Annotated in this window: 9 protein-coding genes; 4 read left to right on the top strand and 5 right to left on the bottom strand. The window is 61.3% G+C overall.

Annotated features, from left to right (window positions below):
• Window positions 1-54 precede the first annotated feature (54 nt).
• The 4 genes from ACYVI2_RS27500 to purN all read right to left on the bottom strand — a co-directional run bounded on the left by ACYVI2_RS27500 (window position 55) and on the right by purN (window position 6,557).
• A complete protein-coding gene (locus ACYVI2_RS27500; RefSeq protein WP_415819653.1) occupies window positions 55-2,352 on the bottom strand; it encodes a UvrD-helicase domain-containing protein in 2,298 nt (765 codons plus the stop codon).
• Window positions 2,349-3,527, bottom strand: a complete 1,179-nt coding sequence (locus ACYVI2_RS27495; RefSeq protein WP_415819652.1) for a DesA family fatty acid desaturase — start codon at window positions 3,525-3,527, stop codon at window positions 2,349-2,351. Before ACYVI2_RS27495 ends, ACYVI2_RS27500 begins: the two co-directional genes overlap by 4 nt.
• A gap of 256 nt (window positions 3,528-3,783) precedes the next feature.
• Entirely contained in the window at window positions 3,784-5,247 is a 1,464-nt protein-coding gene (locus ACYVI2_RS27490; RefSeq protein ID WP_415819698.1) for an RsmB/NOP family class I SAM-dependent RNA methyltransferase, read from the bottom strand.
• Between the two features lie 647 nt (window positions 5,248-5,894).
• Window positions 5,895-6,557, bottom strand: coding sequence for a phosphoribosylglycinamide formyltransferase (gene purN / locus ACYVI2_RS27485; protein WP_415819651.1), 663 nt, complete (start codon window positions 6,555-6,557; stop codon window positions 5,895-5,897).
• A 48-nt stretch (window positions 6,558-6,605) separates the two neighbouring features.
• Here purN and ACYVI2_RS27480 point away from each other — a divergent pair, with 48 nt between their 5' ends.
• From ACYVI2_RS27480 to lspA, 3 genes are read left to right on the top strand one after another with little or no spacing between them, the layout of a single operon-like run.
• On the top strand, window positions 6,606-7,571 hold the full coding sequence (locus ACYVI2_RS27480; RefSeq protein ID WP_415819650.1) for a bifunctional riboflavin kinase/FAD synthetase: 966 nt from the start codon (window positions 6,606-6,608) through the stop codon (window positions 7,569-7,571).
• The gene (gene ileS, locus ACYVI2_RS27475; RefSeq protein ID WP_415819697.1) at window positions 7,561-10,416 is read left to right on the top strand and encodes an isoleucine--tRNA ligase; all 2,856 of its coding nucleotides are present in this window, start codon (window positions 7,561-7,563) and stop codon (window positions 10,414-10,416) included. Before ACYVI2_RS27480 ends, ileS begins: the two co-directional genes overlap by 11 nt.
• 42 nt (window positions 10,417-10,458) lie before the next feature.
• On the top strand, window positions 10,459-10,992 hold the full coding sequence (gene lspA / locus ACYVI2_RS27470; RefSeq protein ID WP_415819649.1) for a signal peptidase II: 534 nt from the start codon (window positions 10,459-10,461) through the stop codon (window positions 10,990-10,992).
• Between the two features lie 21 nt (window positions 10,993-11,013).
• On the opposite strand, the gene ACYVI2_RS27465 is transcribed toward lspA, so the two are convergent.
• A complete protein-coding gene (locus tag ACYVI2_RS27465) occupies window positions 11,014-11,721 on the bottom strand; it encodes a GntR family transcriptional regulator (protein ID WP_415819648.1) in 708 nt (235 codons plus the stop codon).
• Between the two features lie 160 nt (window positions 11,722-11,881).
• On the opposite strand from ACYVI2_RS27465, the gene ACYVI2_RS27460 reads away from it, so the two are divergent.
• Complete coding sequence (locus ACYVI2_RS27460) at window positions 11,882-12,847, top strand: Bug family tripartite tricarboxylate transporter substrate binding protein (RefSeq protein ID WP_415819647.1); 966 nt, start codon at window positions 11,882-11,884, stop codon at window positions 12,845-12,847.
• The last annotated feature ends 7 nt before the right edge of the window (window positions 12,848-12,854 follow it).

Below are 12,854 nucleotides of genomic sequence, written 5' to 3'. Positions count from 1 at the left end.
CGATGTGTTGGGTGGCAGATCCATTGATCCGCATCCTATCGTCGGCCCACAATATCAGCCTTGGACGATATCCAGCTTGGCAATGCCCAGTGCCAATGTCTTGGCTCCCACATCGCGGAACTGGATTTGCGCCTGGGCATCCTGGCCTGAACCGCTCAGGCCGATGATGGTGCCATCACCGAATCGGGCATGATGCACGCCCTGGCCGATGCGGAATTGCTTGTCGCCCACGGTCACTCCCGAGGTCACGCCGCGTGGCGTCCGCGGTGAGATCGTTCCGGTCGAACGGCGTCCGAACGCGTCGCCGTGACTGACACGAGCCGCCGATTCGCCAAAGCCGGCGTGCGCATGGCCCACACCACCTCGCGGGGTCAACCATTTCAGGTGTTGCTCCGGAATCTCGTCCAGGAACCGCGACCGCATGGCGTAGCGCGTCTGGCCGTGCAACATGCGGCTCTGCGCCAAGGTGAGGTAAAGACGCTCGCGCGCGCGCGTGATGGCCACATACATCAGACGGCGCTCTTCCTCGAGCCCGGAGGCCTCGAGAATGCTGTTCTCGTGAGGGAATAAGCCTTCTTCGAGACCGGTGATGAACACCGCGTCGAACTCCAACCCCTTGGCGGCATGTACGGTCATCAGTTGCACGGCGTCCTGACCAGCCTGAGCCTGATTGTCGCCCGCCTCCAGCGAGGCGTGTGACAGGAACGCGGCCAATGGCGTCATGCCTGTCGAGATCTCGGCCGGCGCATCGACCACGCCGGGCATCAAGGTACTGTCGACGGCGCCTTCGGGCACGATACCGGCAGGCAAACCGTCGAAGTTTTCCTCCGAGGCGAACACCGCCGCGGCCGTGATCAACTCGTTCAAGTTTTCGAGACGCTCGGCACCATCGCGATCGGCCTTGTAGTGCTCAATGAGGCCGCTGGTCTCGAGCATGTGCTCGACCAGCTCTGGCAGCGGCAGTTCGCGAGTTTCGTCAGTCAAACGGCCGATCAGTTGCGCAAACTGAGCCAGATTGGCGCCGCCCTTTCCAGGCACGCGGGCCACGGCGCCATAGAGGCTCGTGTCGAGCGTACGGGCCGCATCGGCCAACTGTTCCAGCGTGCGCGCACCGATGCCGCGCGTGGGGAAATTGACAACGCGCATCCAGGACGTGTCGTCATGGGGATTGGCCATCAAACGCAAATAGGCCAACGCGTGTTTGATTTCCTGGCGCTCGAAAAAGCGCAGGCCGCCGTAGACCTTGTACGGAATGCCGGCCGAAAACAGCGCATGCTCGATCACACGGGATTGTGCGTTGCTGCGGTACAGAACGGCGATCTCGCGACGCAGGCTGCCCTCGTTGATGAGCGAGCGCATCTCGTCGACCAACCATTGGGCCTCCATGCCATCCGAGGGTTGCTCGATGACGCGGATGGGCTCGCCCTCGCCTTGTTCGGTCCAGAGGTTCTTACCCAGGCGGCCGCTATTGTGGCCAATGAGGGCGTTGGCCGAATCCAGGATGTGGCCGTAGGACCGGTAGTTTTGTTCCAGCCGAATGACGGTGCCGCGCGCATAGTCGCGCTCGAAATCCGCCATGTTGCCCACGTTGGCGCCACGAAAGGCATAAATCGACTGATCGTCGTCACCCACGGCAAAAATGGCAGCGCCGCCCCCGGCCAGCAGCTTGAGCCACTTGTATTGCAGGGTATTGGTGTCCTGGAACTCGTCGACCAGGATGTGACGAAAACGACGCTGGTAGTGTTCGCGTACCGGTGCGTTGCGCGTCAATAGCTCGTACGCACGCAACAGCAACTCGGCAAAGTCGACCACACCCTCGCGCTGGCACTGCGCCTCGTACAACTGATAGATCTCGATCAAGCGGCGGCGATGGCTGTCGTAGGCCTCGATATCGCCGGGACGCTCGCCCGCCTCTTTGGCGCCGCTGATAAAACGCTGGACGTCGCGAGGGGGATATTTTTCGTCGTCGATACCGTTGGCTTTCAAGAGGCGCTTGATGGCCGCCAATTGATCGGTAGTATCGAGAATCTGAAAGGATTGCGGCAGACCCGCATCACGATGATGCGCACGCAGCATGCGATTGCACAGCCCGTGAAAGGTACCGATCCACAGACCGCGCGTATCGATCGGCAAGATCGCCGACATGCGCGACAGCATCTCGCGCGCAGCCTTGTTGGTAAACGTGACAGCCAGCAGCCCAAATGGACTGGCCTGACCGGTTTGAATCAGCCAGGCCATGCGGGTCGTCAAGACCCGTGTCTTGCCGCTACCCGCCCCGGCGAGAACCAGGGCGTGCTGCGGATCAAGCGTTACTGCGGCGCGTTGTTCGGGATTGAGTTGCTCTAGCATCATGCCGCGTAGCGGCTGAGACGTTGCGCAAATTGCTCGAGCCCGGCGATGCCGCTTTGCTGGGCGCGCTGGCACCAGGCCTGCAGGTCATGTAAAAGTTGCTCGCTGCTGGCGCTGGAGCTTTCCCACAAGCGGCCCAACTCACGGCGCATTTGCACCAGGGTGGACAACGACTTGTTGTGTGCGATGGCCTGATCGACCTCGGCGCGCTGCTCGGGATGCAGGACATCCTCGTTGCGGTGCAGCCAACGGCGGACACGCTGCAAACGCGATGCGCTGTGGTCCTTGCCGAGCTCTTCGCGCAGCGTGGTCTTGATGATCTCGCCGTAACGAGCCATGACCTCGTAACGGTGCGTGATCACGCCTTGCAGCGTACGCAGATCGATGGCCTTGGTGTTCGTTTCGAGCTTGAGCTTGGGCGCGACCTTGCGGACCTTGGCCAAGCCGAAGAACTTCAGCACCTGGATGTAGCCCCAGCCGATATCGATCTCGTACCACTTGGCCGAGAACTTGGCCGACGTGCCATGAGCGTGGTGGTTGTTGTGCAGTTCTTCGCCACCGATCACGATGCCCCAGGGAAATACGTTGGTGCTGGTGTCCGGGCTGTTGTAGTTGCGATAGCCCCAGAAGTGGCCGATACCGTTGACCACCCCCGCCGCCCAGAACGGAATCCAGGCCATTTGCACCGCCCAGACCGTCAAGCCGATCGCGCCGAACAGGGCCACGTCGATCGCCAGCATGGTGAGCACGCCCCACAGGCTGTGCTTGGTGTAGACGTTTTGCTCGAGCCAGTCGTCCGGCGTACCGTGGCCGAATTTAGCCATGGTTTCCTTGTTGGCAGACTCTACGCGATACAGATCAGCGCCACGGAACAATACCTTCCAGACACCGAACAGCATCGGCGAATGAGGATCGCCCTCTTTTTCGCATTTGGCGTGGTGCTTACGGTGAATGGCGACCCATTCCTTTGTGACCATGCCCGTCGTCATCCAGAGCCAGAACCGGAAGAAATGCATTACTGCGGGGTGTAAGTCGAGACCGCGGTGCGTCTGGCTGCGGTGCAGGAAGATCGTGACCGCCACGATGGTGACGTGCGTCATCACCAAGGTGAACAGAACAATCTGCCACCAGCTGGCTTGGGTAAACCCGCCGGAGAGGAAGGAAAGGAATTGATCCATAAAGCTTTTTGCGACCCTCGCGTAAAGGAATGGAACGCAGTTTAGCGTACCTGACTTGCTTATGACAGCGGGATTTCAAAATAGTTTTTGTGATAAATCAAGGACTAAGCTGCGATACCCGGCCCGGGGGGAGAATTTCGACCCGCGGAGCGGGCCTCTGCCCCGGGCGAGGCGGCATGTCGATGATGCCACGCCAAAAACACATTTTGCAACAAGCTGCCAGACGAACTGTGGCTTTTCCGTCCTAGTGGCAGGGTTATTCGGCAGACGGCTTGGTTTCGGCAGGAGCAAGTTTGGCTCCCGCGGGGCCGGCGCCTGTGTCAACGGAGGCAGGCTCGGTCTGACCGGCAGTGGACCCACTATCAGCGACGAGCTCGCTCTCAACAGCCACAGATTCACTATCCGCGGAGGCAGACCCAGCTTCGTCAGACGTAGACGCCGTCTCATCGGACACCGGTGCCGCAGCCCCCGTCTTTTTACGCTCTAACACGGCAGCGAAAAAACCATCCGTGCCGTGTACGTCGGGACGCAACTGGACGTAGGGGCCCTCGAGATCGAGTTCCGGACAACGGCTGGCCAAAATTTCAGCAGCATCCAGGCGCTCGAAATCGGGGTGCGTGTCCAGGAACTGCTGCACCTGGATCTCATTTTCCTCGGCCAGCAAGCTGCAGGTGGCATACACCAGGCGCCCGCCCGGGGCAACGCAACGTGCGGCGCTATTCAGGATACGCGTCTGCAGCGCCCCCAATTCCGCCAAGGCCTCGGGATGCTGACGCCATTTCAGATCGGGATTGCGGCGCAATGTGCCAATCCCGCTGCAAGGGGCATCGACCAGTACGCGCTGAGCTTTGCCTGCCAGGCGTTTTACGCGCGCATCGTTTTCGCTGTCGATCGCCACCGGCACCACGTTGGATAGCCCGCTGCGGGCAAAACGGGGTTTGGCGCGCGCCAACCGGGCGGCCGAGACATCAAAGGCATACAAACGCCCGGTAGAACGCATCAGCGCGCCCAAGAGCAACGTTTTACCGCCCGCCCCGGCGCAGAAATCGATAATCATCTCGCCGCGGCGCGGGCCGACCAGCAAAGCCAGTAGCTGGCTGCCCTCATCCTGGACTTCCAGGCTGCCGTTCTCGAATAACGGCCACCGATTGACCGCTGGCCTGCCGGCCAGCCGGATACCCCACGGGGAATACGGGGTGGCCTGGGGCTCAAAACGCGCCGCGGGACCGTCGCCCAAGGCAGCCAGCGCCGCCTCGCGTTCCATCTTGAGGGGGTTGACCCGCAAATCGAGCGCTGCCGGGCGGTTGAGCGCCGACATCAGCGATTCTGGATCATCCAGTTTGCCCAGACGTTCGTCCAGCCAATCGGGCATGCTGGTACGGACGGCACGGGGTAATGTGGCGGGGTTGATGCGGCTGACGCGTTGCAGCCAATCGTGCTCGGAGGGATCCAGACCGTCTTCTAAAAACGCCGCACCCAAGGTAGCCGCCAAGCCCAGGATTGCCAGGCGGCGCGAGGCCGGGCCGCTGCCGCTTTCGGCGAGTTGACGATAGCGGCGCAAGTGGCGCAGCACGTCGTACACGGCCTCGGCCACCTCGCCACGGTCGCGCCCACCCAGCGTGGGATGAGCACGGAACCAGTGCGACAAGGTGGCATCGGCGGGGTAGGTCCATTGCAGGATCTCGCCCAAGACACGCTGAACCTGATCGATACGGATCACGGCGCGCGGCGTGCGAGGCTGCGTGTCGGGCTGAGACCGGGGCTGGCCGGGGCGCCCCTGGGAGCGGGACCGATCCGAGTCGCCCGAGCGCCCTTCAGGCCGAGGCCGGTCCGAATAGCCAGGTCGTCCTTCGGAGCGAAACCGATCCGAGCCACCCGAGCGTCCTTCGGGCCGAGACCGGTCCGAATAGCCAGATCGTCCCTCGGACCGAGACCGATCAGAGTCGCCCGAGCGTCCTTCGGGCCGAGGCCGGTCCGAATAGCCAGATCGTCCCTCGGACCGAGACCGATCCGAGCCACCCGAGCGTCCTTCGGGCCGAGGCCGGTCCGAATAGCCAGATCGTCCCTCGGACCGAGACCGATCAGAGTCGCCCGAGCGCCCTTCGGGCCGCGACCGGTCCGAATAGCCAGATCGTCCCTCGGACCGAAAGGGCCCGCTGGAGGTGCGACGGGCTCCACCACGAGAGCCTGTTTCAGAACGGTTCGTGGAAAAAGCGCCTGCGGGACGCTGCCGAGAGGCGGGATTCTTGCTCATTGTGGTTCCATGCGTGGCCAAGGCGGCGCCTTGACCGGTCAAAATTCAGGGCCGAGACAAACTGCCTCGGCGGATGATAACGAGAGATTTCGCTGGGGGGTATGGTCAGGCCGTCAGACCTCGCCCCCGATAAACAAACGTTGCGGATCGCCATCGACCTCGACACGATGATCGACCGTCATATGCACCCTGCCCTCGACCAGCCAGCGAACCGCTGCGGGATAGGCCTGGTGCTCAACGGCCAGTACGCGATCAGCCAGGATATCAGGTGTATCACCCGCCCGGACAGGGACGCAGCCCTGCGCGATGATGGGTCCGTGATCCAGCACCGGCGTCACAAAATGCACGGTACATCCGTGCAGTTGCACTCCCGTCGCCAACGCCTGAGCGTGCGTATGCAAGCCAGGGAACATGGGCAGCAACGAGGGATGAATATTCACCAACCGGCCGGCGTAGTGATTCACAAACCCCGGGGTCAGGACGCGCATGAAACCAGCCAACAACACATAATCAGGCTGGTACCGGTCGATTTCCTCGGCCAGGGCCGTATCGAAAGCTTCCCGGCTAGGGAAATCCTTGTGATACAGCGCGCCGGTGGCGATGCCCTGTTCGCGCGCCCATGACAGCCCGGCCGCATCGGGGCGGCTGGCAATGACGGCGCAGACCTCGGCGGGCCATGCCTCGTCGCGACAGGCGTGAACCAGGGCTTGCATATTGCTGCCCCGCCCCGAAATGAGGATAACCAGGCGACGTTTTAAAGTTGAGGATTCCGGCAAGATGAGATATTCCAAGGCAAACCAACCTAAAATTGTAAACTCTCGGTTGTGAAAACCTTGCTGCAACTCTATCGATCGGTCCCGCCGCCTGCGCGGCGATCCCCTTGCGCGCTGACAATCGGCAATTTTGACGGCGTTCATCGCGGTCATCAGGCCATTCTGGCGCGAGTACGGCAGGCGGCCCGCGAACGCGGACTGCTGCCCTCGGTGCTGACATTCGAGCCACATCCCCGTGAATATTTCGCCACGTTGAACCAACGGCCGGAATTGGCGCCGACGCGCATCTCGGGTTTGCGCGACAAACTCGAAGCGCTCGCCAGCCAGGACATGGCGCAGATCATCATCGAGCGATTCAATGCGCGATTCGCGGATATGTCTGCCAACGCCTTCATTGAGGAACTCTTGGTGGGCGGCCTGCAGACACGTTGGCTGCTGGTGGGAGAAGACTTCCGCTTTGGCCGCAAGCGCAGCGGCGACGTAGATCTGCTGCGCGAGGCGGGCATGGTGCACGGGTTCGAGGTGCAGACGATCGCTGACGTGACCGACCGCCAAGGGCATCGGGTATCGAGCTCGGAGGTCCGCACCGCACTCGCGGTGGGCGACCTGGATCGAGCCGAGCATCTGCTGGGACGTCCATTCCAGATCAGCGGACACGTGATTCACGGCCAGAAACTCGGCCGTACGCTCGGTTTTCCCACTCTGAACCTGCGCGTTGCGCCACGCTGTGCCGCGCGCTCGGGGATTTATGTAGTGCGAGTACATGGATTGGGCGAGCAACCGCGCCCCGCCGTCGCCAGTCTGGGAGTCCGTCCCACCGTCGAGGACCACGGACGTGTGCTATTAGAGTCACACCTGCTCGATGGCCCGGCTGACGCATACGGTAAACTCATACGCGTTGAGTTCCTGCACAAATTGCGGGACGAAGAAAAATTTCCCGATCTGCCTTCCCTGACAGCCGCCATCGCCGACGACGCGCAAAACGCGCGTGCCTATTTTGCCGTTCATGGACTATAAAAAAACCCTCAATCTGCCCGACACCTCCTTTCCGATGCGAGGTGATCTTGCCAAACGCGAACCCGCCTGGGTCACCCAGTGGGAAGAAAACCACGTGTATCAAGCCATACGCGCCGCCAGCCGTGGCCGGCCGCGCTTTGTGCTGCACGACGGACCGCCGTATGCCAACGGCGACATCCACATTGGTCACGCAGTCAACAAGATCCTGAAGGACATTATCGTCAAGAGCCGCAACATGGCCGGCTACGACGCGCACTACGTGCCGGGCTGGGACTGTCACGGCATGCCGATCGAGATCCAGATCGAAAAGAAATTCGGCAAGCACCTGCCCGTGACGGAGGTCCAGTCCAAAGCACGGGCTTACGCGCTGGAACAAATTGATCGCCAACGCAAGGACTTCAAGCGTCTGGGGGTATTGGGCGAGTGGGATCGCCCCTACCTGACCATGAACTACAGCAACGAGGCGAACGAGATCCGTGCGCTGGGCGGCATCCTGCAAAAGGGCTACGTATTCCGTGGCCTGAAGCCCGTGAATTGGTGTTTCGACTGTGGATCGGCGTTGGCCGAGGCCGAGGTCGAATACGCCGATCGCGTGGATCCGGCGATCGACGTCGCGTTCCCCTTCGCAGATAAGCCGGGCGTGGCAAAGGCCTTTGGCCTGGATTCTGTCGATGATGGCGCAGTGGTGATCTGGACCACGACGCCGTGGACGATTCCTGCCAACCAGGCGTTGAATGTGCACCCTGAGCTGGAATACGCGCTGGTGCGCGTCACGCCGGCAACGGCGCATGGTTCGCTGCTGCTGTTGGCCAGCGAGCGCGTAGAGGCCTGCCTGAAAGCCTGGAATCTGCAAGGCGAAATCATCGCCACCACCACGGGCGCTGCGCTCGATGGATTGCGTTTCCATCATCCGCTGGCCTCGGCGGATGCAGGGTATGCCCGCACCTCGCCGATCTACCTGGGCGACTATGTCACGATCGACACCGGTACCGGTGTCGTGCACTCGGCCCCCGCCTACGGTATCGAGGACTTTGTGTCGTGCAAGGCGCACGACCTGCCCGACGATCAGATCCTGAATCCCGTGTTGGGCGACGGCAAGTATGCCGAGACCCTGCCCCTGTTCGGCGGCCTGTCCATCTGGGATGCCAATCCGCGCATCGTCGAGGCCCTGAGGGCCGCGGGCTCGCTGATGGATGTGCAAAAACTGTCGCACAGCTATATGCACTGCTGGCGCCACAAGACCCCCGTCATCTACCGCGCCACCAGCCAATGGTTTGCCGGCATGGACGTCAAGCCTGCCGATGGCGGTCTCACGCTGCGCGAGAGCGCCTTGGCCGGCATCGATGCAACGGCGTTCTATCCGTCCTGGGGCCGTGCCCGCCTGCACGCCATGATCGCCAACCGGCCCGACTGGACCTTGTCGCGCCAACGCCAATGGGGTGTGCCCATGGCGTTTTTCGTGCACAAGGAAACCGGCGCCCTGCATCCGCGTACCGTCGAATTGCTGGAACAAGTCGCGCAACGTGTTGAACAACACGGCATCGAGGCTTGGCAGTCGCTCGATCCGCGCAACCTGCTGGGTGACGAGGCCGATCAATACGAAAAGAACCGAGACACCCTCGATGTCTGGTTCGACTCGGGCACCACGCACGCTACCGTGCTGGGCGGCAAAGACCAGGTTCTGGGCGGCTCGCACGGCGCGGAATTGGCTTGGCCGGCTGATCTGTACCTGGAGGGTTCCGACCAGCACCGCGGCTGGTTCCACTCGTCGCTGCTGACCGGCTGCATGCTGTATGGCCAACCGCCGTACAAGGCCCTGTTGACGCACGGTTTCGTGGTCGATGGCCAAGGCCGCAAGATGAGCAAGTCGGTGGGCAACGTCATCGCCCCGCAAAAAGTGTCCGACTCGCTCGGCGCCGAGATCTTGCGATTCTGGGTCGCCTCGACGGACTACTCCGGCGAGCTGTCGATTTCCGACGAGATCCTCAAACGCGTGGTCGAGGGCTACCGCCGCATTCGCAACACGCTGCGCTTCTTGTTGGCCAATCTGGCCGACTTCGATGCCGTCAGCCAGGCAGTGCCGTATGACGAGCTGTTCGAAATCGACCGCTACGCATTGGCCATGACGGCGCAAATGCAGGCTGAAGTCATCGCACAGTACGAACGCTATGACTTCCACCCCGCTGTCTCGCGTTTGCAGACGTTCTGCTCCGAGGATCTGGGCGCGTTCTATCTGGATATCCTCAAGGACCGCCTGTACACCACCGCCACCGATAGCGTAGCGCGCCGTTCGGCACAGACGGCGCTGCTGGAAATCACGCAGACACTGCTCAAGCTGATGTCCCCCATCCTGTCGTTCACTGCCGAAGAAGCCTGGAAAGTCCTGGTCGATTCGGCGCTGAAACACCAGGCCGATGCACCGCGCGTCACGATTTTCACCGAGGTGTTCCACACGCTGCCGCCGTATGCCGAGGCGTTGACCGGCAAGTGGGCGCGTCTGCGCGCCATCCGTGCCGACGTACAGCGCAAGCTCGAAGAAGTCCGCACGGCAGGCGGTATCGGCTCGTCGTTGCAAGCCGAAGTCGATCTGCATGCCGACGGTGACGATCGCGCCATCCTGGAAAGCCTGGGCGACGATCTGCGATTCGTGTTGATCGTCTCGCGCGCTACGGTCCATGCAGGTACAGGCGATTTGCGCATCGAGATCACGCCGTCCACGAACAAGAAATGCGAGCGCTGCTGGCACTGGCGTCTGGATGTAGGCAGCGATGCGGACCATCCCGAGATCTGCGGCCGTTGCGTGTCCAACTTGTTTGGCTCGGGTGAGCCGCGCGACAAGGCCTGACACATGTCGCGTGAGGTATCAAGCCAATCCTCGGCGGGCTCCATGAACAATGCGAGCTCGCAGCCAGGCCGTGGGCCAGGAGAGCCGATCCAACCAGCGCCGCGTACCACCGGGCGCTGGTTATCGATCGCCTTGCTGCTGATCGTCCTGGACCAGATCACCAAGCTGTATTTCGACTCGGCTTACACGTACGGCCAACGCGTCAATGTGCTGCCGATTTTTGATTTCACGTTGATGTACAACCGCGGCGCGGCGTTCAGTTTCCTGGCTTCCGAAGCCGGTTGGCAACGGTGGCTGTTCACCGGACTGGGCATCGTCGCGTCTGTCGTCATTGTCTGGATGCTACGCCGGAATACGGCGCAGCCGCGCTTTTGCCTGGCGCTCACGCTGATACTCGGCGGCGCGCTGGGTAATGTGATCGATCGCGTGGTCTACGGTCACGTCATCGATTTCCTGTTGTTCTACTGGAACGACTGGTACTACCCCGCTTTTAACATTGCCGACGTCTGCATTACCTGCGGTGCAGTGCTGCTGGTACTGGACGAACTGCTGCGCGCACGCAAGCCGCGCAACTGAGGCCTGCACAGGCGGCGGCCCTCACCCCGCCTGTGTGTCCACCGCCGCAGCCTCGCGGCTGCACAGCAATTGATGGATATATGTCCCCGCCTCGGAAATATCGCGGCGGATGGCATCCGCTACGCCCTGCGCATCCTGACGCTCCAGGGCATCCAACGCCGCGGCATGGTAGTCCGTCTTTTTCAAGTACGGCACATATTCCGGCAAGACGATGGTCAAGACCGGTCCGCAGCGCAGCCACAGCGTCTCAATGGCATCCTGGATGATGGGCATGTGCGCCAGTGTGTAGATACCGAAATGAAAGCGGCGATGCATCTCCAGATAATGATCTCGCCGTTCCTCATTGATGTGATCCGTCATCTGCGCCAGGTGCTGGCGCAACAACGCGACATCCGCATCGGTTGCATGGGCCGCGGCCTCGTAGGCGGCACGTGACTCCAGATCTGCACGCATGATGGTCAACTGGCGGAATTGATCAGGATCGATGGGCGGCACAATGGCGCCACCTCCCTGCCCCCCGGTACCGCGCTCGAGCACACGCTCGGCGATCAAATGATTCACCGCATCACGCACGGGCGTCAGGCTGATCCCCAATTCGCCAGCCACGTCGCGCAGCAAAATGCGTTGCCCCGGCACGAAACGCCCGGCCAATAGCGCGCCCCGCAATTCGGCATACGCCCGGTCCCACAGCGTGTATTTCTCGATTTGCTTCAGGCCGGTTGCACCCACGTAGAACTCCTTTGTTACAACGAATAGCGAACCAGGATGTTCGCACTGTCCGCCTCGCTTGGCAAATTGGCATTTCCCTATTGTTGTTTGTTATAACGAATGCTAGCATCACTGCAAAACAGCAAGCCGAAAATCGGCCAACTCCAAGGAGGAGACAACCATGTCCTTGATAAAAAAAGCGTTTTTTGCTGTCGCGTTGACTGCTGTATCTCTGCCGGCCTGGTCAGCCGATGCTTACCCAACGAGAGATGTGCGATTCATCGTGCCCTGGAATGCTGGGGGTTCGAACGACATCGCCGCCCGTGCGCTGCAGCAGATCCTGGCGAAAGACGGGTTCAACATCGTGGTGGAGAACGCCCCTGGCGCCACCGGTGCCATTGGCCTGACCAAGGTTGCCAATGCTCCGGCTGACGGCTATGTCATAGGCATGGGCACGAGTTCGACGCTGGCTCAGATTGCCCAGAAAATGACACCGCTGCGCAACGATCAATTCACCCATATCGCACGCGTATCGACCGATCCGCTCATCCTGCTGGTGCCAGCATCAAGTCCCGCGCAGACCCTGGAAGCGTTCCTCGACTACATGAAGAAGAACCCGGGCAAGGTCTCTATCGGCACCCCAGGCACCAATAATCTGAACCATATTTTTGCCGAGATGACGGCTCGCGTCGCAGGCGTGCCTTACGTCAATGTGCCTTACCCTGGCGGGTCCAAAGTCATCGCGGATTTGTCCGGCAAACAAATCCAGGCTGCGGTGCTAAAGCCCTCGGAAAGCCGCGGCCAGATCGAAGCCGGCTACGTCAAACCCATCGCCGTCTTTGACACCCAACGCCTGAAGGTCATGCCCGACGTACCGACCTTCAAGGAAAAAGGCTACGACGTGTTTCCCTATGGCCCCTTGGTGCAGATGGCTTATGTCGTCGGCCCCGCCGGCCTGCCCGGTCCCGTGCGCGACAAGCTCATCCAGGCTTTTGAGGCCGCGATCTTGAGCCCTACTTTCAAATCCTTTTCCGAACAGAACGGTTTTCTCGTGGACGGCCTTTCTGGCGACGCCCTGGAAAAAGAAGTATTGGCCGTCCAGAAAACACTGGATGACGTTGGAACCAAAGTCTTCAAAGCAAAATGAGGTCGGA

Source organism: Bordetella tumbae (genome assembly GCF_054780995.1).
The sequence above is the reverse complement of the archived record's forward strand: the minus strand, read 5'-3'. Positions and strand labels throughout refer to the sequence as shown.

Bases quoted from the DNA above. Each gene is read 5' to 3' on its own strand.
- lspA (WP_415819649.1), top strand. From the start codon at position 10,459: ATGAACAATGCGAGCTCGCAGCCAGGCCGTGGGCCAGGAGAGCCGATC.
- ACYVI2_RS27500 (WP_415819653.1), bottom strand. From the start codon at position 2,352: ATGATGCTAGAGCAACTCAATCCCGAACAACGCGCCGCAGTAACGCTT.
- ACYVI2_RS27460 (WP_415819647.1), top strand. From the start codon at position 11,882: ATGTCCTTGATAAAAAAAGCGTTTTTTGCTGTCGCGTTGACTGCTGTA.
- ileS (WP_415819697.1), top strand. From the start codon at position 7,561: ATGGACTATAAAAAAACCCTCAATCTGCCCGACACCTCCTTTCCGATG.
- ACYVI2_RS27495 (WP_415819652.1), bottom strand. From the start codon at position 3,527: ATGGATCAATTCCTTTCCTTCCTCTCCGGCGGGTTTACCCAAGCCAGC.